We start from the raw sequence: 23808 nt of genomic DNA, 5'->3' as shown, positions 1-23808 counted from the left end.
CTTATCTTAAAATCTATTAACCCTGCAAAATACACAAATAAATATCGAATTTTACATTCTGTTACACGATTAACACTTGCTTTAAAGTTTGCAATAGCTAGATTGAAAACAGCAGTACGTTATTTGTTTTTAATTTTACCGCCTCCTTTGGAGGAAGGTTTTTTAACTACACACAGCAGTGCCACACCTGCAGTACTTCTGGTGCCCTTTTCAATAATACGAGGGCAGCTGCCGGGTGTCATAAATAACGTGGGGTTTCATCATGTTTAATGAAGTCCATAGCTTACCCGGTCATACATTATTGTTGATCACAAAACCTTCCTTACAAGCGACAGCGTTATTGCAGCATTTAAAACAATGCCTGTCACTTAACGGGAAACTTCATAACATTCAACGTTCTTTTGATGATATCGCTCCTGGCAGCATCATTCTTCTCGATATGATGGAAGCGGATAAAAAACTGATCCATTACTGGCAAGATAATTTAAGCAGGAAAAACAATAATATCCGCGTGTTGTTATTGAATACGCCTGATGAGTATCCTTTCCGCGAAATTGAGAGCTGGCCGCATATTAACGGCGTGTTTTACGTTACAGAAGAAGAAAATCGTGTCGTGGAGGGTTTGCAGGGCATATTGCGGGGGGAGTGTTATTTCTCGCAAAAACTGGCCAGCTACCTCATTACCCACTCCGGAAATTATCGCTATAACAGTTCGGAATCGGCCCTTCTGACGCACCGTGAGAAAGAGATCCTGAACAAACTGCGTATTGGTGCTTCAAATATTGAAATCGCCCGTTCGTTATTTATCAGCGAAAATACGGTTAAGACGCATCTTTATAATCTTTTCAAAAAGATAGCTGTTAAAAATCGCACGCAGGCGGTGTCGTGGGCAAACGATAACCTCAGGCGTTAATAGCATGAAACGCACCCTAAGTTGGATTGCCGCCGCAGGCATTATGCTTGCTGCCGGAAACCTTCAGGCTGTTGAGGTGGAAGTTCCTGGACTGTTGACCGACCACACTGTCACCTCTGTCGGACACGATTTTTATCGTGCCTTCAGCGATAAGTGGGAAAGCGATTATCCGGGTAATTTAACCATCAACGAACGGCCCAGTGCGCGGTGGGGAAGCTGGATCACAATAACCGCTAATCAGGACGTTATTTACCAGACTTTTTTATTCCCAACGAAAAGAGACCTCGATCAGAACGTCGCTTTCGCACTGGCACAAACAGAAGAAGCTATTAACCGCCTACAGTTAGATAAAGCCCTTTTGAGCACAGGCGATTTAGCAAAAGATGAGTTCTAGCAACGACACCTATTTCGGAGGCTGTAATGCGTCTCGCACACACAGTGATTTCGTTAATGCTCATTGCGCCGTTGAGTTGGGCCGGAAATATGACATTCCAGTTCCGCAACCCTAATTTTGGCGGCAACCCGAATAACGGAGCCTTTATGCTTAACCAGGCGCAGGCTCAAAACTCCTATAAAGACCCCAGCTATGACGATGATTTCGGTATCGAGACCCCGTCAGCTCTGGATAATTTTACTCAGGCCATCCAGTCGCAAATATTAGGTGGCTTATTAACCAACATTAATACCGGAAAACCCGGCCGGATGGTCACTAATGACTTTATCGTCGATATTGCCAATAAAGACGGGCAGCTTCAGTTAAATGTGACGGACCGAAAAACCGGTAAGACGTCGACAATCCAGGTTTCCGGTTTGCAGACCAGTTCAACTGATTTCTAAACAACCCCGAAATAAGGACAATTATCATGCAGCGCTTTTTTATTTTAGTTGCAGTGTGCTTATTAAGCGGTTGTTTAACTGCCCCGCCAAAAGAAGCCGCTAAACCCACCCTAATGCCCCGTGCCCAGAGCTATCGGGATCTGACGCATCTGCCCGGCCCTACCGGGAAGATATTCGTCTCGGTCTATAACATTCAGGATGAGACGGGCCAGTTCAAACCGTATCCGGCCAGTAACTTCTCCACGGCCGTACCGCAGAGCGCCACCGCGATGCTGGTTACCGCCCTGAAAGATTCGCGCTGGTTTATCCCGCTGGAACGCCAGGGGCTGCAAAACCTGCTTAACGAACGAAAAATCATTCGTGCTGCACAGGAGAATGGTACCGTTGGCGTCAATAACCGCATGCCGCTACAGTCTCTCACCGCAGCCAATATCATGGTGGAAGGCTCGATTATCGGCTACGAAAGTAACGTGAAATCGGGCGGCGCGGGTGCCCGTTACTTTGGTATCGGGGCCGACACGCAGTATCAGCTGGATCAGATTGCCGTCAACCTGCGCGTGGTTAACGTAAGCACGGGTGAAATTTTATCCTCCGTGACCACCAGTAAAACGATTCTCTCATATGAAGTGCAGGCGGGGGTATTCCGCTTTATCGACTACCAGCGTTTGCTGGAGGCTGAAATTGGCTATACCTCTAACGAGCCGGTCATGCTGTGTCTGATGTCGGCCATCGAAACCGGGGTGATTTTCCTGATTAATGACGGCATCGATCGCGGCTTGTGGGATCTTCAGAATAAAAGTGACGTGAGTAATGCGGTGCTGGTGAAATACCGTGAGATGTCGGTTCCGCCGGAGTCATGATTGGCGGCGTATAAAAAGGCGAGATTTTCGTCTCGCCTTTTTTTTATTTACCTACCACAGGAACGTTCTGGCTCTTCTCGCGTCGGGCTGCAAGCCAGAGACCGCTGTTCTTCATAGCGTAGCCAAACAGTAATCCCAGCATGAGCGAAGGGACCACCAGCTTCCAGTCCCCCTGGCCTGCAAAGGTCGCGCAGGCACCCATGAACGTGCCGGGCACAAAGGACAACAGCAGATGTTTTGCCTGAACGCACATCAGGAAAGCCACAATACCAGTCATGACGTACCCCAGGATTTCCACATGCGGCGCCAGCGCGCTGCCCTTCATAATGATCAGCGCCCAGACCACGCCACTCAGTAACGTGCTGCCTGAAATAAAGAGCCCTTTAAAACCACCCTGCGGACAGGCGAAATAGGCCGTGCAGCCAAGAAAACCGGCCCAGCTCAACAAACCGAGAGATACCGCCACCCAACCCCAGAGGCCGGAGAGGATGCCAGTCGTGATTGCAATACAAAGTAATATGTTCATGGTGCGCATCTTAGCAGATGCGCACCCTAGAAATGAGATCAGAAGCACGTTACGTGCAAGTTGAAATGTATCGTTGCAGGATTTTTGTGATTTAAATCACTCTTCACTCTCTTCTTCCAGCTCATCCCACATGGCAGCGATAGCGTCACGCGTCAGCGGAGCCAGCGTTCTCCAGAACGGAGAGGTGGCGTGGGCTTCAACTTTACCCAGGAAGGTTCCGACCCACGGCAGCAGATACGTTTCGAACAGGGTTTCAATCGCCTCATTCTCATCATCACCTGCTTTATCTTCAATCCATGAGGCCGCCAGCAACAGGGTACCGATATGATCGGCAGGCATATCCGTCAGCGGCATGCCGCGTTCTGAAAGAAACGCCCGAACTTCCGCTTCGGTCGCACCTTCCTGCCAGGCAGAACGATACGGCGACACGCGACACTCTTCTCCCACGAACAGCGCGTTGTAATCCGTTGAAATCTGCTGCATATCGCAACTTTTTTGCAAGCGTTCCAGCAACTCATCCTGTTCCAGCGGCCAGCTCTGCGCCAGTTTACCTTCACGAATCAGGGTAAACAGCGGAACCAGCAGCGGATCCTGCGGCTGGCGGTAATATAAGGTGCCCAGCACGCGGCAAAGGATGGAAAACTCATTCATGTTTTTATTCCGTTATTAATTAAAGATCGGCAAATTCATCAATCGGCGCCATACCGCGCGACTCAAGGAAGTCGAGCATACGACGCGGCGTGACGTTCAGGATCTGTTCTTCCGGGAAATTCACGTCCCGCAATATTTTCAGGCACTCGCTAAAATCACCCAGCGTGAAGGCCGTGTGTGAATCAGAGCCCAGCGCCACCATTCCGCCCGCGTCACGCACGGCCGCCGCAACGTCGCGGCAGTTGGCCTCACTGCCCTTACGCGAATGCACGAACGAGGAGTTGTTGATCTCCAGCGCCACGCGGTGCTTCGCTGCGGCCTGTGCCACGGCCTGAATATCGATCGGGTATTTCGGATTTCCCGGGTGGCTGATAATGTGCACATTGCCGCTGGCAATGGTGGCAATCATCGCCGCGGTGTTGGTCTCTTTATCCTGGGGCGCAAAGACCGGCTCGTGGAAGCCGGCGAGGATCAGATCTAACGAGGTCAGCATCGGGCCGGTGCAGTCAATTTCACCGTCGGTATTTTTGATGTTCGCTTCGATGCCGCGCAGTATCCCGATATCGTCAACCAGACGTGGCCAAATACGCATATTCACAAAATGCCAGTAGTGCGGCGCATCCGCCATATCCGGACCGTGATCGGTTATCGCAAACAGTTTGATGCCTTTCAGCTTCGCCTGAGCGATATAATCATGGAGGTTACTGTAAGCGTGGGTACTGGCGACGGTGTGCATATGCAGGTCAACGGGATACATCTTTCTCTCCTCTGCGGTTTTTCCAAAGGATAGCAGTTATCAGCGGCGAATATTAGCAAAAACCCGGCGAACGCCGGGTTTCTCTCAGTAGCCTCGCTGTCTGTCGACCTGTCCGGTCACCGCGTTGCCCTTCTCTATTTCGCTGATGGTATGCGAGATATACGCCACGGCCTCCGCCGGTCGCGTCACGGCCGCAATATGGGGCGTCATCGCCACACGTGGATGTGCCCAGAGCGGGCTGTCTGTCGGCAGCGGTTCGCGGCTATACACATCCAGCATTGCGCCTTTCAGTTTACCGCTATCCAGCGCTTTCAGCAGATCGTCTTCCACAACGTGTACCCCGCGCGCCAGGTTCATTAAGTAGCTGTCTTCTGCCAACTGGTTGAGGAGCGTGCCATTGATAATGCCGACCGTTTCCGCCGTATTCGGCAGCAGGTTAATGAGGACGCGAGTCCCTTTCAGGAACGCCGGGAGTTCGTCCGTTCCGGCAAAGCTCTCGACGCCCGGATACTCCTTACGGCTCCGGCTCCAGCAGCGCAGTGGGAAGCCCCACGGTGCGAGCGCTTCGGCGACTTTCGAACCCAGTACACCCGCGCCGAGGATGCCGATGGTGAAATCTTCACGCTGATAATCCGGAAGCGGTTCCCAGTGGGATTGCTGTTTAAACGCCTGATAATCGTCGAAACGGCGGAACCAGTGCAGCACCTGGCTCACGGCATATTCCTGCATCTGCTGCCCCATACCGGTATCTTCCAGACGAAACAGGGGAATATCTTCCGGCAGCATTTCAGGGTGTGCCTTCAGCTTACTGAGAATGGAATCCACCCCTGCACCAAGAGCAAACACCGCCTTCAAACGGCGTCCCTGAAGCATTTCGACCGGGGGATGCCAGACCAGCGCGTAGTCGGCATGTTCATTATCGCCCTGTTTCCATTCGCGAACGCGTGCGCCAGGCAGTGCCGCCGTGAGCGCCTTAATCCAGTAAGCCGTATCAAAAGTGGGGTGATAGAAGATAATATCCATAGTCATTGCCTTTTAGTGCGCTGTTTTATTTTCATTTTCAACTGGCTTGTCAGCATAACAAATTTCTCGCTAAACCGCGTTGCTGATAAAAGAGGCGCTTTTCGCACATTTCGAAATCAGGTTGCCTGAAGTTTGTCTAAACACGCTAAATTACTGAAAAAGTGGGTTGACGGCAGTACGGCTTTTCCTTACATTAGCGCCCGTCCCGACAACAACGGGATGACAATATGGTGAGGTGTCCGAGTGGCTGAAGGAGCACGCCTGGAAAGTGTGTATACGGCAACGTATCGGGGGTTCGAATCCCCCCCTCACCGCCATATTCAAGACGAGAGCTCGTACGAAAGTACGGGCTTTTTTCTTATATATTCTCCGCAATGGGGGATGAGAACCCCCGACCGGGGTTCGACAACTGGCGCAGCCAGTTGGACAGACTGTGAGCGTAGCGAACAGGCTGCCCGCAGGGCGAGCGAAGCGAGTCAATCCCCCCCTCACCGCCATATTTGAAGAAGAGCTCGCATGAAAATGCGGGCTTTTTTCTTTTATATTCTATTCGCTCCCTGCGCTCTTTATGTCGGGTGGCGCTACGCTTACCCGACCTACGAAAAGCTAGTCCTCAACCATCTTTGCATACTCTTCGGTCAGAAAATCCACCAGCGTCCTGACCGATGGCAGCAGGCCGCGCCGGGAAGGATACACCGCATGGATCACTTCCCGTCTGGGTTCCCAGGCATTCAGCACCCGAACAAGCTCACCTGAAGCCAGCTGATCCTTCACCATCAAAATGGGCAACTGTACCACGCCCACGCCCGCCATCGCTGCCTCCCGCAGCGCCAGCATATCGGTAGTCACCAGGCGCGGCGTGAAGTGAATGTCTGCTTTCGCCCCCTCCGGCCCGCTCAGCTCCCACTTATGCAGGTGTTTACCAGCGCCCATACTTAAACCCGGCCATTCGCTGAGCTCAGAAGGCATCGCCGGATTGCCCATCCGTTCAATCAGTGTCGGCCCGGCAACCAGACAGTGACCCCTGTCCGCCAGCACCCTTAATACCAAATCGCTGTCATCAAACGGGCGCGGACGAACGCGGATCGCCACATCCACCCCCTCCCCCACCAGATCGACCCTGCGGTTGGTGGCTTCAAGCTGGAGGTTAATTCCCGGATAGCGCGCCATAAACCTCGCCAGCATGGGCCCCACGTGAACGTGCAGTAGGGTTACGGGGCAAGTGATCCTGACCATACCGCGCGGCTCAGCCTGTAAAGCAGCCACCGCCTCCTCCGCAGCTTCAGCCTCCACCAGCATGGCTTTACAGTGCTGATAGAACGTCTGCCCCACTTCAGTCACCGCAAACTGCCGCGTGGTACGTTGTATCAACCGAACACCCAGGCGTTCTTCCAGCTGCGCAATCCGACGGCTCAGTTTCGACTTTGGCTGATCGAGCGCCCGCCCCGCTGCCGCAAAGCCGCCATGCTCCACCACCTTCACAAACCATACGAAATCATTGAGATCCTGCATACGCCCCCATTGTTCCATTTAAGGAACAGTGAATGTCATTTTTGCTATCTACCGGGATATTAACCCTGAATATAAGCTATTTACATCAACAGGACATCAGGAGTTAATCATGAAAAACGTAACAGGCGTGTATACCGCACCTCGTCCGCACTGGGTCGGTGATGGTTTTCCGGTTCGTTCGATGTTTTCTTACCAGACGCACGGCGAACCGCTGAGCCCGTTCCTGCTGCTTGACTACGCCGGACCACATACCTTCCCGGCGGATGGCGCAAAACGCGGCGTGGGCGAGCATCCTCATCGCGGTTTTGAAACGGTGACCATCGTCTACTCAGGCGAAGTTGAGCACCGTGATTCCACCGGCAGAGGCGGCGTTATTGGTCCAGGCGATGTGCAGTGGATGACGGCAGGCGCAGGCATTTTGCACGAGGAGTTCCACTCCAGCGCGTTCTCGCAGAAAGGCGGTGAACTGAAAATGATGCAGCTGTGGGTCAACCTGCCCGCTAAAGACAAAATGGCGACGCCTGGCTACCAGAGCATCACTCAGGCGGATATCCCGGTGGTCACCCTGCCGGATAACAGCGGAACAATGCGCGTGATTGCTGGCCGCTTTGGAGAGGTAAACGGCCCGGCGCATACCTTCTCACCGCTTAACGTATGGGATCTCGCGCTGCACCAGGGCAGCCACCTGACGCTCAATCAGCCCGAAGGCTGGAGCACGGCGCTGGTTGTTGTTGAGGGCAGCGTGACAGTGAACGGCACCACGCCTGCGGGTGAGGCGCAGCTGGTCGTGCTGAGTCAGAGCGGCGACAAGCTGCATCTAGAAGCCAGCAGCGATGCCAAAGTGTTGCTGATGGCCGGGGAGCCACTGAATGAACCCATCGTGGGCTATGGCCCGTTTGTGATGAACAGTAAAACCGAAATCGCCGAAGCTATTCGCGATTTCAACTCCGGCCGCTTTGGCCAAATCTAAACGTAATAAAGGAGCGCATTATGTCTACCCCTGCAAACTTCAACGGTGCACGTCCCGTTATTGACGTCAATGATGCCGTTATGCTGCTTATCGATCACCAGAGCGGATTGTTCCAGACTGTTGGAGACATGCCAATGCCTGAGCTGCGCGCTCGTGCAGCAGCGCTGGCAAAGATCGCCTCGCTGGCGAAGATCCCGGTGATCACCACGGCGTCGGTTCCACAGGGACCGAACGGCCCGCTTATCCCGGAGATCCACGCCAATGCGCCGCACGCACAGTATGTGGCACGCAAGGGTGAGATCAACGCCTGGGATAATCCTGAGTTCGTGGCGGCGGTGAAAGCCACCGGACGCAAAACGCTGATTATCGCGGGGACGATTACCAGCGTTTGCATGGCCTTCCCGTCCATCAGCGCGGTGGCGGACGGATATAAAGTGTTTGCGGTGATTGATGCCTCCGGCACCTACAGCAAAATGGCGCAAGAGATCACCCTGGCGCGCGTGGTGCAGGCAGGCGTGGTACCGATGGACACAGCGGCAGTGGCCTCAGAGATCCAGCGCACGTGGAACCGTGAAGATGCGGGAGAATGGGCAGAGGTGTACACACACATCTTCCCTGCCTACCAGCTGCTGATCGAAAGTTACAGCAAAGCGCAGGACGTCGTGAAAAACAGCGAAGTGCTCGATTCGCAGCGTTGATCCTGCGCGGTGCGCCATAAGCTGATTAAGGCTTAACCGAACAGGCACGAATGCAGAAAATCTGCTTGACCGCTTTCGCGCAACTCCCTATAGTAGCGCCCCGTTGCCCCCCAAGCGGTCAGGCAGCAAAACAATATGGTGAGGTGTCCGAGTGGCTGAAGGAGCACGCCTGGAAAGTGTGTATACGGCAACGTATCGGGGGTTCGAATCCCCCCCTCACCGCCATATTTAAGATGAGAGCTCGTACGAAAGTACGGGCTTTTTTCTTTTATATTCTCCGAAAAGGGGGGGATGAGAACCCCCGACTGGGGTTCGACAACTGGCGGCAGCCAGTTGGACAGACTGAGAGCATAGCGAACAGGCTGCCCGCAGGGCGAGCGAAGCGAGTCAATCCCCCCCTCACCGCCATATTTTAAGAAGAGCTCGCATGAAAATGCGGGCTTTTTTTTCGCATGTTGCACGTCTGCGGGGGGATGAGAACCCCCGACCGGGGTTCGACAACTGGCGCAGCCAGTTGGACAGACTGAGAGCGAAGCGAGTCAATCCCCGCCGGTTCGGGTGATACCGCCTCACCCATAAAAAAAGCCCGCGCATAAGCACGGGCCCGTTTTAAACTATTCCTCAGTTATTCAACTTCCCCGCCGGCTGCTTTCCTTCAGGAGAAGAAACCTGCCCCGGCAATCCCCCCTCTTCATCTCTGCGCTCCCCCAGCCAGTAATCCGCATTTTTAATCCCAAGCCGAACCGGATCAAACTGTGGATCAATTCCCTGCGCATTCTGGGTTTCATAATCCTTCAGGCTGGCAAAGGCTTTTTTATGCAAGAGGACAATGGCAATAATGTTGAGCCAGGCCATCAGCCCTACCCCGATATCCCCTAATCCCCATGCCAGATCCGCGGTGCGGATTGTGCCATATACCGTGGAAGCCATCAGACATAATTTAAGCAGGAACGTCAGCCACGGACGGTGAATTTTACGGTTGATGTAGGCGATATTGGTTTCAGCGATATAGTAATAGGCAATGATGGTGGTGAAGGCAAAGAAGAATAGCGCGATGGCGACAAAGTAATTACCAAAGCCCGGCATCATACTTTCCATCGCTGTCTGCACATAGCCAGGACCCGCCGCCACGCCTGCAATACCGGTATAAAGGGCTGCGCCGTCAACGCCCTGAACATTATAAAGCCCGGTGATCAACAGCATAAACCCGGTCGCGGAGCAGACAAACAGCGTGTCGATATATACGGAGAACGCCTGAACCAGCCCTTGTTTCACCGGATGACTTACGGCTGCTGCCGAGGAGGCATGTGGCCCGGTACCCTGCGCCGCCTCGTTGGAATAGACGCCGCGTTTAACGCCCCACATGATAGCCTGGCCCAGAATAGCGCCAAATCCCGCTTCAAGGCCAAAAGCACTTTTCCAGATCAGCAGGATAACAGCAGGCAGTTTTTCAATATTGATCGCGATAATAACGCAGGCAACAATAATATAGCCGAGCGCCATAAACGGAACGACCATACTGCTAAAGCTGGCGATCCTTTTTACACCACCGAAAATAATGAAGCTTAACAGTACAGCCAGTATTGCCGCCGTAACGTTTGGGTTAAGACCGAAGGCAATATCCAGGCTGGCGGCAATTGAGTTTGCCTGTACGCCCGGAAGTAATAAACCGCAGGAGAAAATGGTCACAATAGCAAATAACCATGCGTACCACTTCACCCCCAACCCTTTTTCAATATAAAAGGCAGGTCCCCCACGATATTCGCCGTTAATTTTTTCTTTATAAACCTGACCTAACGTGGATTCAACAAAAGCAGAGCTGGCGCCTAAAAATGCCACTACCCACATCCAGAAAAGCGCACCGGGGCCACCAAAGGTAATGGCGGTCGCCACACCGGCGATATTCCCTGTCCCTACGCGGCCCGCCAGCGTCATCGTCAACGCCTGAAACGATGATACGCCGGCATCGGTAGCCCCGCCCTGAAACATCAGGGTAATCATATGTTTTATATGACGTAATTGTAGAAAACGACTACGCAGTGAGAAATAGAGACCGACACCCAGACATAAAAATATTAACGCAGGGCTCCAGATAACACCGTTAATTGCACTAACCAGTTCGTTCATGTATGACCCTCAGCGTGATGTTCCAGAGGAAACGATCCCCTGGTGTGTTTCTTCTTAGAATTTAATTTGAACAAGTACGAAACATAGATAATTACCCAAAAGACACCAACTTAATTTTTACTGCTTAGTCATGTTCTGTGACAACATTCACGTTTAATTTTCACCTAACAATTAGCGCGATCATTATATTTACAGGTATTTTGTGGGTATTGTAAATACATATCACATTTTTTCTAACTGTATAAAAAGCGTTCGCAGCAAATTAACAGCAATATTATTATTACCGAAAAACGGTGCGTAAATCCCGTTGAATGCTATAGGAAATAAATATGATTAAAAAAAAGCCATGCGAACAGAGGGGATAAAAGAAGCTTCCCGGCATGACGCCGGGAAGAAATGACTTAAAATGTGAAATGATCTTAGTCGGAGTACACTTCCAGCGTTCGTTGACACAGCGCTGAGCGGACGCAGTCCTCTTTTGTGAAGCGGACCACCCCTATCATCTCATCTTCCTCAAAACGTGACATAGCATCGCTCAGGCCAGACTTCACGCCCGACGGCAAGTCACACTGGGTAATATCGCCGTTGACGATAACCGTCACGTTCTCCCCGAGGCGCGTTAAAAACATCTTCATTTGCGCAGCGGTCACGTTCTGAGCCTCGTCAAGAATAACGACCGCATTTTCAAATGTACGTCCGCGCATATAGGCGAACGGCGCGATTTCCACCTTGCCAATCTCTGGTCGCAGGCAGTACTGCATAAAGGAAGCGCCCAACCGCTTCACCAGCACGTCATAGACGGGCCTGAAGTACGGGGCAAACTTCTCAGAAATATCGCCAGGCAGGAAGCCCAGATCTTCATCCGCTTGCAGTACCGGACGGGTAACGATGATCCTTTCCACGTCCTTATGAATCAGCGCCTCCGCCGCTTTGGCGGCACTGATCCAGGTTTTCCCGCATCCGGCTTCCCCGGTTGCAAAGATGAGCTGTTTACTCTCGATAGCATTCAGGTAGTGCGCCTGAGCTTCATTCCGCGCCACTATTGGCGATGCATCGCGGCTGTCCCGCGCCATGCCAATGGATTCTACGCCGCTCATCTGCACAAGCGAGGTGACCGATTCTTCTTCACGCTGTTTATGGCTACGTGAATCCCGTCTCAGCACACGTTTTGCTTCGCGACGAGCTTTGATCACTGCTTTCTGTCTTCCCATGGATAGCACCTTGAGTTGTTGGTATTCATCACACGCGCCAGCATCGGCACGATTATGCGCACGAACATCAGAGGGTTGGCTTCCTTGTAAGCCATTGCTTGCATTACCGGATGACGATACAGAACGGCTACGCGCACCGTTATGCACGTCGGTAGAAATCGTATTTAGAGGTGGAGGGGAGAATTTTGTGGTGAGGAAATCGCTGCCGGAGTCTGAGCCTCCGCGCCGGGTGCTGCGGTTGATGTGTTTACCTTGTCCAGTACAGGACGCAACCATTCGCGATCTCCATAGTGAGTCAGTATCACTGCCGGGAACTACCGCTGTCTTATCTTAAGTACATCAGGAATTATCATAAATGCAACATTTATTTTACCTAGATGCAACCTTTAAGACTGCTCCTGCAGCGGAATCAGTCTCATATATGAATATTACAGAAATATAACAACAAGATAGTCATATGGAAAAATAATGTCCCCGCGAACTGTCGCAGGGACGATTATCAGGCTTCTATCAGACCCTGAGCGAGCCAGGTCTTCGCGTCACGCGCGCCGGGCAGGGCAAAGAAATAGCCACCGCCGATGGGCTTGATGTACTCCTCCAGCGCTTCGCCGTTGAGCCGCTTCTGCACGGTGAGGAACCCTTTATCCAGATCGTGCTGATAGCAGACAAACAGCAGTCCCATATCAAGCTGACCGGAATTGGTCACCCCCAACGAGTAGCTGTAGCCCCTGCGCATCATCAGGCTGGACTGGGTCTCTTTGGTGCGAGGATTGGCGAGACGAATATGGCTGTCCAGCGCGATAACATCTCCGTTCGGATCGCGGGCGTAGTCGGGTTCATCGTGCTCGTGCTTCATGCCGAGCGGTGCGCCGGTTTGCTTATCGCGGCCGAAGATCGTCTGCTGCTCTTTCAGCGGCGTGCGGTCCCAGAACTCCACGTGGAACTGAATGATACGCACCGCCTGATAGCTGCCACCCACCGCCCAGGCCGGTTCGCCCTGATCCTCCGTCACCCAGACCACGTTTTTCATCAACACGGTATTGCTGCTGTCCGGGTTGGCGGTACCGTCTTTGAAGCCCAGCAGGTTGACCGGCGTCTCTTTCCCTTTACTGCGCGCGGCGTGGTCAGAGATAAAACCTTCCCGCTTCCAGCGCACGCTGAGCAGATCCGGGGTGTGCTTGATGATATCGCGCAGGGCGTGGATCACCGTATCCTGGGTATTGGCGCAGATCTGCAACAGCAGATCGCCGTGGCACAACGCCGCGTCGAGAGAGTCATTCGGGAATCGCGTCATTTTTTGCAGCGCTTTCGGCTTCTGCTTCGCCAGACCGTAGCGATCATCAAACAGCGATTCCCCCACCGACACGGTGATGGTCAGATTATCGGGAGCGATAAACGCCCCGAGGATCCCGGAATCCATCGGCGGCAGGCGCGGATTCGGTGTTTCCGGTGCCGGACCGCCCGCCGTAAGGAAGGCAATGCGCGTGGTCAACAGCCTGAACAGACGCTCAAGGTCAGCCTTATCACTCGCCAGCGAATCGAAAGCCACCAGCATCATCGAGGCCTGCTGCGGCGTCAGGATTCCTGCCTGGTGCTCACCATAAAACGGCTGCGTTTCCATACGCGCATCCGGGGAGAGCGTGCCGGGGGCACTTTGCGGTTTTGCCGCATGCGCCACCGGACAGCCGCCCGCCAGGGCAAACGCGCCGCCCAGCGCCCCTACCCCTTTTAACAATCGACGTCGGGAAGGTTCCGCCACGTCGTACTCATCATGCTTGTTCATCGCTTAGTCCAGACCCAGAACGCCACGCAGCAGGGAGAGATCTTCCGCCAGCGTCGTAATCGGGCCTTTCAGCGCGTTACGGTCAGCATCGGTCAGCTTGTCGTAGGTTTCGAACCCGTCTTTGGTACGGTATTTCGCCAGGATGGCGTCAACTTTCTTAAAGTTGGCATCCACTTTCGCCAGCAGTTCGCCGTTCTCTTTTTGCAGCTGGGGCCGCAGCAGATCGACAATTTTTTGTGCGCCGTCGACGTTTGCCTGGAAGTCCCACAGGTCGGTGTGGCTGTAGCGATCTTCTTCGCCGCTGATTTTGCTCGCGGCCACTTCTTCAATCAGGCCCGCTGCACCACCCACCACTTTCGACGGCGGGAAGGCCAGCTCGCTGATGCGTTTTTGCAGCTCCAGCACGTCGCTGTTGAGCTGATCGGCGTATTTCTCCATCCCTTTGGTGGAGCTATCGCCAAACAGGGCTTTTTCCAGGCGGTGGAAGCCGGTGAATTTCGGATCGGCGGCCTTCTGCTCGTAGTCATCTTCGCGGGCGTCAATGCTGCCATCGAGGTCAGAGAACAGCTCGGCAATCGGCTCGATGCGCTCGTAGTGCTGACGTGTAGGCGCATACAGGGATTTCGCTTTTTCGATATCGCCCGCTTTCACCGCGTCGGTAAAGGCTTTGGTGCCTGCCACCAGGTCAGCCGTCTCTTTGGTGACGTAGGCTTTATAGGCGGTAATGGCGTCGCCGAGGCTCAGCAGCGCGGTGCCTTTGGCCGCCTCCGCCGTCGCTGCGCCTTTGACGATCAGCTTACCTTTCGGGTTAGTCAGCAGGCCGCAGGTCATGTCATATTCCCCCGGCTGAAGATTAGCGGTCATTTTCTGGCTGAAGCCAGGCGCGATATTTTCACGCTCTTCTACCACCATCACGCCTTTCAGGATCTCCCACTCCAGCGCCTTCTGGCTGTGGTTCTGAATAATAAACTGGGTTTTACCGCTGTTAACCGTGATGGTCATCGGCTCGCACTGTTTATCGTTGACGGTGACTTTTACCTGCGGAATATCTGCTGCCTGAGCGGCGAAGGCAGACGCGAACAGCGCTGCCACACCAACCTGTAACGCGCTACGACGGAATTGAATAGCCATGTCTCTTCCCTTTAAAGTATGTTGTAACTAAACAAAGCGCTTCACGGCGCAGTACGCGACGGCTGAGCGCTGGGGCGCGATGGCATGAAGAACAGCACCAGCGCCGGAATAAGATAGATAAAGTACATCGCCACCTCGCTGACGCTCGGCGTTTCCTGATAGCCGAAGATACCTTCAAGGAGCGTGCCGGTCAGTGAGTGGGTGGAGAGAACGTTACTAAGATCAAACGCCACGTCCTGGAAGTGGTTCCACAGGCCCGCTTCATGGAAGGCGCGGATCGCCCCTGCCGCCAGCCCCGCGGCCACCAGCAAAATAAACAGGCTGGTCCACTTGAAGAACGCGCCCAGGTTAAGACGAATTCCGCCCCAGTAGAGCAGGAAGCCAAGCACAACCGCCGTGGCCAGCCCAAGCATCGCGCCCAGCGGCGGCCAGATGCCCACGTCCTGCTGAAAAGCCGCGAGCAGGAAGAACACTGACTCCAGGCCTTCACGCGCCACGGCGAAAAAAACCATCATGATCAGCGCCCAGCCGTGGTGGTTGCCTTTTTGCAGGGCGTTATCCACCGCCTGCTCCAGCTGTACCTTCACGTTACGGGAGACCTTGCGCATCCAGAACACCATCCAGGTGAGGATCACCACCGCTATTACGGCAACAATGCCTTCAAAAAGCTCTTGCTCTTTCTGAGGAAATTCTCCGGTGGTTTCGTTGATAAGAATACCCAGCCCCAGGCAGAGCGCCGCGGCCAGGAAGACGCCAACCCACATCACGCCGATCCAGCGTCCACGCTGGGTGCGCTTCAGATAACTGGCGATAAGGCTAACAATCAGGGCCGCTTCAAGGCCTTCACGTAACATAATGAGAAAAGGAACAAACATGCAGACACCTTAAATGTTTATCGCGGTCAACTGATGCAAAGAAAGGTAAATTCTTGTGATAGTGATTATCATTACGGCTACAAGAAAAACAAGCGAAATATGTGGAGTTTTGATGACCAGATGTAAACGCATTGCGGAATAATAATTGCCTGAGTAACCGTTGCGTTTATAAGGTATAACGAAAATGCCCATTTACGGTTAACCGGGGCTGTGGCTAAATGTCCGCCTCGAAAACCAACTGAAAATAAACCATGTTTAAAATTGTCCATTTCCTGCTGGCGCTGGTGATTATTCTTGCGCTTGCCTGGCTGGTGAGTTTCGACCGCCGAAAAATTCGCATTCGTTTCGTTTTACAGCTGATCGTGATTGAAATCGCGCTGGCATTCTTTTTTCTGCATGCAGAAAGCGGCCTGTTCATTATTAAACATGTCTCCGGTTTCTTTGAATCACTGCTTAAATTCGCTGCCGAAGGGACGAATTTTGTCTTTGGCGGGATGGGTGAAAAAGGGCTGGCGTTCATTTTCCTTGGCGTGCTCTGCCCCATTATTTTTATCTCGGCGCTGATTGGTATTCTGCAGCACTGGCGTATTCTGCCGATCTTTATTCGGGTTATCGGGACGCTGCTGTCAAAACTGAACGGCATGGGCAAGCTGGAATCCTTTAACGCGGTGAGCTCACTGATACTCGGTCAGTCTGAAAACTTCATTGCCTACAAGGGCGTGTTGGGCGATCTCTCCTCGCGCCGCCTGTTTACGATGGCTGCAACGGCGATGTCGACGGTTTCGCTGTCGATTGTCGGTGCCTATATGACCATGCTCGACGCCAGATTTGTCGTCGCGGCACTGATCCTGAACATGTTCAGCACCTTTATTATCCTTTCGGTCATTAACCCGGCCCGCCCGGAAGCCGAATCCGATATCAAACTGGAAAAGCTGCATGAATCCCAGAGCTTCTTTGAAATGCTGGGCGAATATATTCTGGCCGGTTTTAAGGTGGCGATGATTATTCTGGCGATGCTGATTGGCTTTATCGCCCTTATTAGCGCCGTTAATGCCCTCTTCTCCAGCGTATTTGGCCTGAGCTTCCAGCAGATTCTGGGTTACGTGTTTTATCCGCTGGCGTGGCTTATTGGTATTCCGCTGAGCGATGCCTTAAACGCGGGGAGTATTATGGCAACAAAACTGGTGGCGAATGAATTTGTGGCGATGATTGAGCTGCAAAAAATAGCCCATCAAATGTCCTCGCGCGGTCTGGGTATTTTGTCCGTGTTCCTGGTGTCGTTCGCTAACTTCGCCTCGATTGGCATTGTAGCGGGGGCAATAAAAGGCCTGAACGAGCAACAGGGTAACGTGGTGTCGCGGTTTGGTCTGCGCCTGGTATACGGTGCGACGCTGGTGAGCCTGCTGTCGGCGAGCTTTGCGGGGTTGGTGCTCTGATGCAATGCCGGGTGGCGCTTCGCTTACCCGGCCTACAAAACAACAACGGCGGGAATTCCCGCCGTTCTCATTAAAACTGCACGCACACCGGCTGGTCGACCCGCATCACCGATTCCTGCGCGAAACGAGACTTATAGATCCCGCGCAACGCTTCGATGTTCTTCTCGCTCTGCGCGTCTTTACCATGGATGAGCATTAACGCTTTGCTGGGTTCACGCGCCACTTTTCCGTCGTTCCCCAGCCACTGCCCGCGGGCATCAACCACCGTTAAGCCATCGCGAAAACGCGGCGTCACGTCCTGGTCGACAAACTGCTGCCACTCGCTGCCGGTAATCTGCGCCCCTGCCGGGCGATTCAAGCCAAAATAGAGCGTAGTCTGCTGCATCTGGTTATCCGCTTTGCAGGTCTCCACCGCCGCATGCTGCGTGGGAGCGTTACACCCCGCCAGCAGCAGTGATGCTGCCATCATCAACCCTGTTTTAATCATCCTTCTCATCTCGAACGGGTGAACGGTCTGTCCCCTCTCCCCTTTGGGGAGAGGGTTAGGGTGAGGGGGAAATTACTCAGCCTGGAGCTTAGACGGCGGCGCTGAGTGGTAATGCGCATCCGCTTCCGCAAAGCGCTTCTGCATAGATGCAGACGGCGCTTTACCCAGCAGGCTAAACACCACAATACCGAGGCTGCCGAAGATGAAGCCCGGGATAATTTCGTACAGGCCCAGCCACGCGAACTGTTTCCAGACGATAACGGTAACCGCACCGATAATCATCCCCGCCAGCGCGCCGTTGCGGGTCATGCGTGACCACAGAACGGAGAACAGCACCACCGGACCAAATGCGGCGCCAAAGCCCGCCCACGCGTAGCTCACCAGCCCCAGCACGCGGTTTTCCGGGTTAGCCGCCAGCGCAATCGCCACCAGCGCCACCAGCAGCACCATAAAACGCCCTACCCACACCAGCTCTTTCTGGCTCGCGCCCTTACGCAGGAACGCTTTGTAGAGGTCTTCGGTGATGGCACTGGAGCACACCAGCAGCTGACAGCTCAGGGTGGACATGACTGCCGCCAGGATCGCGGAGAGCAGGATACCGGCAATCCACGGGTTGAACAGGATCTGCGCCAGCTCGATGAACACGCGCTCGGCGTTCTGGTTCACCGCGCCCGCCTGCGCCGGGTTGTTGTTGAAGTAGGCGATACCGAAGAAACCGACCGCGCACGCCCCCGCCAGACACAGGATCATCCACGTCATGCTGATGCGACGCGCGTGAACGATGGTGTGGTGAGAATCCGCCGCCATAAAGCGCGCCAGAATGTGCGGCTGACCGAAGTAGCCCAGGCCCCAGCCCATCAGGGAGACGATGGCCACGAAGTTCAGCCCTTTCAGCATATCGACGTTTTCGATGCTCTTCTGCTTGATCACTTCCAGCGATTCGCCAAAGCCGCCGACGGTAAAAATCACAATTATCGGGGTCAGGATCAGGGCGAAAATCATCAGACTCGCCTGCACGGTATCGGTCCAGCTTACCGCCAGGAATCCGCCCACGAAGGTATAGAGGATGGTCGCGGCCGCACCGGCCCACAGCGCCGTTTCATAGCTCATGCCGAAGGTGCTTTCGAACAGGCGCGCGCCCGCCACAATGCCGGAGGCACAGTAGATGGTGAAGAACAGCAGGATCACCACCGCAGAGATAATACGCAATATGCGGCTGTTATCTTCAAAGCGTCCGGTGAAGTAATCCGGCAGCGTCAGGGCGTTGTTGTTGGCTTCGGTATGCACACGCAGACGGCCTGCTACCAGCTTCCAGTTGATCCATGCGCCAACGGTCAGGCCGATGGCGATCCAGCTTTCGGAGATACCGGAGATGAAAATCGCGCCCGGCAGCCCCATCAGCAGCCAGCCGCTCATGTCGGATGCGCCCGCTGAGAGTGCGGTGACCATCGGGCCCAAGCTGCGCCCGCCGAGGATGTAGTCGTCAAAGTTTTTAGTGGAACGCCATGCCAAAAACCCTATCAGGATCATGCCAAAAATATAAACGAGAAATGTCACCAGCATCGGTGTGCTAATAGCCATTCAAATTCTCCAAAATGTCGAGCGACAGCCGTCCGGGCTGCCTTGTTATGTCATCACCGGAACGTAGTGATGTGTGTATGTGTTTCCGTTGGGCGCGCTATCCTGCCGTATACGCATCCCACTGACAAACGATTTAACACTGCATTTACATGAATTTCATCCCTGGTTTTATACGTCTTTCCTATAGGTTGCACTCGCTCACGCTTTTATGGGTTGCACCTTTAAAAAGTGTTAAGCACCGCATAAAAACTGGGCTCAGAAACCGCCGCGCGTTCTTTTTCACAGCTAACTAATCGTTAACAATCCATTCATTTTCCAGCTTGCAGACCAGGTCACATTTAACACGGTTGCACAAAGTTGCAACATGGTGGATATTTCACGCTATCAACAGAACGCTATTACAGAACAACAGGAGTTTTGGCATGGGGATGACCACCATGGGGGTTAAGCTGGATGACGCTACCCGCGAACGGATTAAAACCGCTGCGACCCGTATCGACCGCACGCCGCACTGGTTAATCAAGCAGGCGATTTTTAACTATCTGGAAAGACTGGAGAGTGAAGAAGGTCTGCCGGAGCTGCCTGCCCTGCTGGCGGGCGCTGCGAACGAAGGCGAAGAGGCCGCGACGGCCGCTGATGAGAACCACCAGCCGTTCCTGGAATTTGCCGAGCAGATCCTGCCGCAGTCCGTCAGCCGCGCCGCCATTACCGGCGCCTATCGCCGTGCCGAAACCGACGCCGTGCCGATGCTGCTGGAGCAGGCGCGCCTGCCGGAAGCCGTTGCCGCTCAGGCGCACAGCCTGGCGTATCAGCTCGCCGACAAGCTGCGTAATCAGAAAACCGCCAGCGGACGCGCCGGTATGGTGCAGGGTCTGTTGCAGGAGTTCTCCCTCTCCTCGCAGGAAGGCGTGGCGCTGATGTGTCTGGCGGAAGCGCTGCTGCGTATCCCAGATAAAGCCACCCGCGATGCCCTGATCCGCGACAAAATCAGCAACGGCAACTGGCACTCCCACATTGGCCGCAGCCCGTCCCTGTTTGTGAACGCCGCCACCTGGGGCCTGCTGTTTACTGGCAAGCTGGTCTCCACCCATAACGAAGCCAACCTGTCGCGCTCCCTGAACCGTATTATCGGCAAGAGCGGCGAGCCGCTGATCCGTAAGGGCGTGGACATGGCGATGCGCCTGATGGGCGAGCAGTTCGTCACCGGGGAAACCATTGCCGAAGCGCTGGCGAACGCCCGCAAGCTGGAAGACAAAGGCTTCCGCTACTCCTACGACATGCTGGGTGAAGCGGCGCTGACCGCCGCCGACGCGCAGGCCTACATGGTCTCTTACCAGCAGGCGATCCACGCCATCGGTAAAGCGTCCAACGGTCGCGGTATTTATGAAGGGCCAGGCATCTCTATCAAGCTTTCCGCCCTGCACCCGCGCTACAGCCGCGCGCAGTACGACCGGGTGATGGAAGAACTCTACCCGCGCCTGAAGTCCCTGACCCTGCTGGCGCGCCAGTATGACATCGGCATCAACATCGACGCCGAAGAGGCGGATCGTCTGGAGATCTCCCTCGATCTGCTGGAAAAACTGTGCTTCGAGCCGGAGCTGGCGGGCTGGAACGGGATTGGTTTCGTTATCCAGGCCTACCAGAAACGCTGCCCGTTCGTCATTGACTACCTGATTGACCTGGCCAGCCGTAGCCGTCGCCGCCTGATGATCCGTCTGGTGAAGGGCGCCTACTGGGACAGCGAAATCAAACGCGCCCAGATGGAAGGTCTGGAAGGCTATCCGGTCTATACCCGCAAGGTCTACACCGACGTCTCTTACCTCGCCTGCGCGAAAAAACTGCTCGGCGTGCCGAACCTGATTTATCCGCAGTTCGCCACCCACAACGCCCACACCCTGGCGGCGATCTACAGCCTGGCGGGTCAGAACTACTATCCGGGCCAGTACGAGTTCCAGTGTCTGCACGGCATGGGTGAACCGCTGTACGAGCAGGTGACCGGTAAAGTGGCCGACGGCAAGCTGAACCGTCCGTGCCGTATTTATGCCCCGGTAGGTACTCACGAAACCCTGCTGGCCTACCTGGTGCGTCGTCTGCTGGAGAACGGGGCGAACACCTCCTTCGTTAACCGCATCGCCGATACCACCCTGCCGCTGGACGAACTGGTGGCCGATCCGGTACAGGCCGTAGAGAAGATGGCGGCGCAGGAAGGCCAGATTGGTCTGCCGCATCCGAAGATTGCCCTGCCGCGCGAGCTGTATGGTGCAGGTCGCGTCAACTCGGCGGGTCTGGATCTCGCCAACGAACACCGTCTGGCGTCGCTCTCTTCTGCCCTGCTTAACAGCGCATTGCAGAAGTGGCAGGCCAAACCGATCCTTGAGCAGTCCGTTGAAGACGGTGAAATGCAGCCGGTGATCAACCCGGCAGAGCCGAAGGATATCGTCGGCTACGTGCGCGAAGCCACAGAAGCGGAAGTGGATCAGGCTTTGGAGAGCGCGGTGAACAACGCGCCAATCTGGTTTGCCACCCCGCCGCAGGAGCGTGCCGCCATTCTGGAACGCGCGGCGGTGCTGATGGAAGATCAGATGCAGCAGCTTATCGGCATTCTGGTGCGTGAAGCGGGTAAAACCTTCAGCAACGCCATCGCCGAAGTGCGCGAGGCGGTCGACTTCCTGCACTACTACGCCGGTCAGGTGCGCGATGATTTCGACAACGAAACGCACCGTCCGCTCGGCCCGGTGGTCTGTATCAGCCCGTGGAACTTCCCGCTGGCAATCTTCACCGGCCAGATTGCCGCGGCCCTTGCCGCAGGCAACAGCGTGCTGGCAAAACCGGCAGAGCAGACTCCGCTGATTGCCGCTCAGGGCATCAACATTCTGCTGGAAGCGGGCGTACCGGCGGGCGTGGTGCAGCTGTTGCCGGGGCGCGGTGAAACGGTGGGTGCCAAACTGACCTCCGATAACCGCGTGCGCGGCGTGATGTTTACCGGTTCGACCGAAGTAGCCTCCCTGCTGCAACGCAACATCGCCACCCGTCTGGATGCGCAGGGCCGTCCAACGCCACTGATCGCTGAAACCGGCGGCATGAACGCCATGATCGTGGACTCCTCCGCGCTCACTGAGCAGGTCGTCGTTGACGTGCTGGCCTCTGCCTTCGACAGCGCGGGTCAACGCTGTTCCGCCCTGCGCGTGCTGTGCTTACAGGATGACGTGGCTGACCACACGCTGAAGATGCTGCGCGGTGCGATGGCGGAATGCCGCATGGGCAACCCGGGCCGTCTCACCACCGATATCGGGCCGGTGATCGACGCGGAAGCCAAAGCCAATATCGAAAACCACATTCAGACCATGCGTGCCAAAGGCCGTCCGGTGTTCCAGGCGGTGCGTGAGAATAGTGAAGATGCCCGCGAGTGGCAGACCGGCACCTTCGTGCCGCCAACGCTGATTGAGCTGGCAAGCTTCGACGAGCTGAAAAAAGAGGTCTTCGGCCCGGTACTGCACGTTGTGCGCTACAACCGTAACAACCTCAACGAGCTGATCGATCAGATCAACGCCTCGGGTTACGGCCTGACGCTCGGCGTGCATACCCGTATCGACGAAACCATTGCCCAGGTGACCGGCAATGCTAAAGTCGGCAACCTGTACGTCAACCGTAATATGGTCGGCGCAGTCGTGGGCGTGCAGCCGTTCGGCGGTGAAGGCCTCTCCGGCACCGGTCCGAAAGCGGGTGGCCCGCTCTACCTGTACCGTCTGCTGGCTAACCGTCCGGAGAACGCCCTGGGCGTGACCCTGGCGCGTCAGGACGCGGACTATCCGGTGGATGCGCAGGTGAAAGCCGTGCTGACCCAGCCGCTGGAGGCGCTGATTAAGTGGGCAGAAAACCGCCCTGAACTGCGTGCAATTGCGCAGCAGTACGGCGAGCTGGCGCAGGCCGGTACCCAGCGCCTGCTGCCGGGTCCAACCGGTGAGCGCAACACCTGGACGCTGATGCCGCGCGAGCGTGTGCTGTGCATGGCGGATGACGAGCAGGATGCGCTGGTGCAGCTGGCAGCCGCTACAGCAACGGGCTGTGAGGTGCTGTGGCCGGAAGATGCGCTGCATCGCGACCTCGCCAAACAGTTGCCAAAAGCGGTCTCGGCTCGCATTCGCTTTGCGAAGGCCGATGCCCTGCTGACCCAGCCGTTTGACGCGGTGATCTACCACGGTGATTCCGACCAGCTGCGCGAACTGTGTGAGCAGGTTGCGGCCCGCAGCGGTGCCATCGTTTCCGTGCAGGGCTTTGCGCGCGGGGAAACCAACCTGCTGCTGGAGCGTCTGTACGTGGAGCGCTCGCTCAGCGTCAACACCGCGGCGGCAGGCGGTAACGCCAGCCTGATGACAATCGGTTAATCGTGTAAACTTTCCCCGGTGACGCTACGCTTACCGGGGCTACAA

At 55.1% G+C, this 23808-nt stretch carries 20 protein-coding genes, 2 tRNA genes and 1 other RNA gene; 11 read left to right on the top strand and 12 right to left on the bottom strand.

The window, feature by feature from the left end; translation table 11 throughout:
- Positions 1–262: 262 nt before the first annotated feature.
- Genes csgD through csgG form a run of 4 tightly spaced genes read left to right on the top strand, consistent with a single transcriptional unit; the run spans position 263 to position 2610 of the window.
- Positions 263–913, top strand: a complete 651-nt coding sequence (gene csgD, locus ACOTXC_RS10185; RefSeq protein ID WP_006809293.1) for a biofilm master transcriptional regulator CsgD — start codon at positions 263–265, stop codon at positions 911–913.
- Between the two features lie 4 nt (positions 914–917).
- Positions 918–1307: a curli production assembly/transport protein CsgE gene (csgE, locus tag ACOTXC_RS10180; protein ID WP_105322630.1), complete on the top strand. Its 390-nt coding sequence runs from the start codon at positions 918–920 to the stop codon at positions 1305–1307.
- 26 nt (positions 1308–1333) lie between these two features.
- Positions 1334–1750: a curli production assembly/transport protein CsgF gene (csgF, locus tag ACOTXC_RS10175; protein WP_003858054.1), complete on the top strand. Its 417-nt coding sequence runs from the start codon at positions 1334–1336 to the stop codon at positions 1748–1750.
- A gap of 26 nt (positions 1751–1776) precedes the next feature.
- On the top strand, positions 1777–2610 hold the full coding sequence (csgG, locus tag ACOTXC_RS10170; protein WP_023299773.1) for a curli production assembly/transport protein CsgG: 834 nt from the start codon (positions 1777–1779) through the stop codon (positions 2608–2610).
- Positions 2611–2653: 43 nt separating this feature from the next.
- On the opposite strand, the gene ACOTXC_RS10165 is transcribed toward csgG, so the two are convergent.
- The 4 genes from ACOTXC_RS10165 to ghrA form a co-directional block, all read right to left on the bottom strand.
- Positions 2654–3136, bottom strand: a complete 483-nt coding sequence (locus ACOTXC_RS10165; RefSeq protein ID WP_072200882.1) for a DUF1097 domain-containing protein — start codon at positions 3134–3136, stop codon at positions 2654–2656.
- Positions 3137–3232: 96 nt separating this feature from the next.
- The gene (locus tag ACOTXC_RS10160) at positions 3233–3787 is read right to left on the bottom strand and encodes a TorD/DmsD family molecular chaperone (protein WP_022647698.1); all 555 of its coding nucleotides are present in this window, start codon (positions 3785–3787) and stop codon (positions 3233–3235) included.
- 19 nt (positions 3788–3806) lie between these two features.
- Positions 3807–4544: a phosphatase gene (locus tag ACOTXC_RS10155; protein ID WP_421767617.1), complete on the bottom strand. Its 738-nt coding sequence runs from the start codon at positions 4542–4544 to the stop codon at positions 3807–3809.
- An 84-nt stretch (positions 4545–4628) separates the two neighbouring features.
- Positions 4629–5567, bottom strand: coding sequence for a glyoxylate/hydroxypyruvate reductase GhrA (ghrA, locus tag ACOTXC_RS10150; RefSeq protein WP_421767616.1), 939 nt, complete (start codon positions 5565–5567; stop codon positions 4629–4631).
- Positions 5568–5796: 229 nt separating this feature from the next.
- Between ghrA and ACOTXC_RS10145 the strand changes: the two genes are divergently transcribed.
- Positions 5797–5884: transfer RNA gene (locus tag ACOTXC_RS10145), tRNA-Ser, on the top strand.
- Positions 5885–6173: 289 nt separating this feature from the next.
- On the opposite strand, the gene ACOTXC_RS10140 is transcribed toward ACOTXC_RS10145, so the two are convergent.
- Positions 6174–7079 (bottom strand): LysR family transcriptional regulator, encoded by a 906-nt coding sequence (locus tag ACOTXC_RS10140; protein WP_032622131.1) that lies wholly within the window; start codon positions 7077–7079, stop codon positions 6174–6176.
- A 109-nt stretch (positions 7080–7188) separates the two neighbouring features.
- On the opposite strand from ACOTXC_RS10140, the gene ACOTXC_RS10135 reads away from it, so the two are divergent.
- From ACOTXC_RS10135 to ACOTXC_RS10120, 4 genes are all read left to right on the top strand, one after another.
- Positions 7189–8049 (top strand): pirin family protein, encoded by an 861-nt coding sequence (locus ACOTXC_RS10135; RefSeq protein WP_199008414.1) that lies wholly within the window; start codon positions 7189–7191, stop codon positions 8047–8049.
- Positions 8050–8069: 20 nt separating this feature from the next.
- On the top strand, positions 8070–8747 hold the full coding sequence (locus tag ACOTXC_RS10130) for an isochorismatase family protein (RefSeq protein ID WP_003858068.1): 678 nt from the start codon (positions 8070–8072) through the stop codon (positions 8745–8747).
- A 137-nt stretch (positions 8748–8884) separates the two neighbouring features.
- A tRNA-Ser gene (locus ACOTXC_RS10125) sits at positions 8885–8972 on the top strand.
- A gap of 45 nt (positions 8973–9017) precedes the next feature.
- Positions 9018–9155, top strand: a non-coding RNA gene (locus tag ACOTXC_RS10120) — RtT sRNA.
- A 213-nt stretch (positions 9156–9368) separates the two neighbouring features.
- Here the strand turns inward: ACOTXC_RS10120 and ACOTXC_RS10115 are convergent.
- The 5 genes from ACOTXC_RS10115 to efeU all read right to left on the bottom strand — a co-directional run bounded on the left by ACOTXC_RS10115 (position 9369) and on the right by efeU (position 15874).
- The gene (locus tag ACOTXC_RS10115) at positions 9369–10874 is read right to left on the bottom strand and encodes an alanine/glycine:cation symporter family protein (RefSeq protein WP_022647693.1); all 1506 of its coding nucleotides are present in this window, start codon (positions 10872–10874) and stop codon (positions 9369–9371) included.
- Positions 10875–11293: 419 nt separating this feature from the next.
- On the bottom strand, positions 11294–12085 hold the full coding sequence (phoH, locus tag ACOTXC_RS10110; protein WP_017384762.1) for a phosphate starvation-inducible protein PhoH: 792 nt from the start codon (positions 12083–12085) through the stop codon (positions 11294–11296).
- Positions 12086–12584: 499 nt separating this feature from the next.
- The gene (gene efeB / locus ACOTXC_RS10105) at positions 12585–13868 is read right to left on the bottom strand and encodes an iron uptake transporter deferrochelatase/peroxidase subunit (protein WP_421767615.1); all 1284 of its coding nucleotides are present in this window, start codon (positions 13866–13868) and stop codon (positions 12585–12587) included.
- 3 nt (positions 13869–13871) lie between these two features.
- Positions 13872–14999: an iron uptake system protein EfeO gene (efeO, locus tag ACOTXC_RS10100; RefSeq protein ID WP_421767614.1), complete on the bottom strand. Its 1128-nt coding sequence runs from the start codon at positions 14997–14999 to the stop codon at positions 13872–13874.
- A gap of 41 nt (positions 15000–15040) precedes the next feature.
- Positions 15041–15874 (bottom strand): iron uptake transporter permease EfeU, encoded by an 834-nt coding sequence (gene efeU, locus ACOTXC_RS10095; RefSeq protein ID WP_038415809.1) that lies wholly within the window; start codon positions 15872–15874, stop codon positions 15041–15043.
- Positions 15875–16125: 251 nt separating this feature from the next.
- On the opposite strand from efeU, the gene ACOTXC_RS10090 reads away from it, so the two are divergent.
- The gene (locus ACOTXC_RS10090; protein ID WP_048965883.1) at positions 16126–17310 is read left to right on the top strand and encodes a NupC/NupG family nucleoside CNT transporter; all 1185 of its coding nucleotides are present in this window, start codon (positions 16126–16128) and stop codon (positions 17308–17310) included.
- 70 nt (positions 17311–17380) lie between these two features.
- Here ACOTXC_RS10090 and ACOTXC_RS10085 read toward each other — a convergent pair whose 3' ends face one another.
- Together ACOTXC_RS10085 and putP are read right to left on the bottom strand one after the other, a co-directional pair.
- Complete coding sequence (locus tag ACOTXC_RS10085) at positions 17381–17797, bottom strand: DUF3574 domain-containing protein (protein WP_421767613.1); 417 nt, start codon at positions 17795–17797, stop codon at positions 17381–17383.
- Positions 17798–17869: 72 nt separating this feature from the next.
- Complete coding sequence (gene putP / locus ACOTXC_RS10080; RefSeq protein WP_022647686.1) at positions 17870–19378, bottom strand: sodium/proline symporter PutP; 1509 nt, start codon at positions 19376–19378, stop codon at positions 17870–17872.
- A gap of 422 nt (positions 19379–19800) precedes the next feature.
- Here putP and putA point away from each other — a divergent pair, with 422 nt between their 5' ends.
- The gene (gene putA / locus ACOTXC_RS10075) at positions 19801–23763 is read left to right on the top strand and encodes a trifunctional transcriptional regulator/proline dehydrogenase/L-glutamate gamma-semialdehyde dehydrogenase (RefSeq protein WP_063149021.1); all 3963 of its coding nucleotides are present in this window, start codon (positions 19801–19803) and stop codon (positions 23761–23763) included.
- Positions 23764–23808: the final 45 nt, after the last annotated feature.

It is taken from the genome of Enterobacter cloacae complex sp. IR5428 (assembly GCF_049238585.1).
Classification (GTDB): domain Bacteria; phylum Pseudomonadota; class Gammaproteobacteria; order Enterobacterales; family Enterobacteriaceae; genus Enterobacter; species Enterobacter intestinihominis.
The sequence above is the reverse complement of the archived record's forward strand: the minus strand, read 5'-3'. Positions and strand labels throughout refer to the sequence as shown.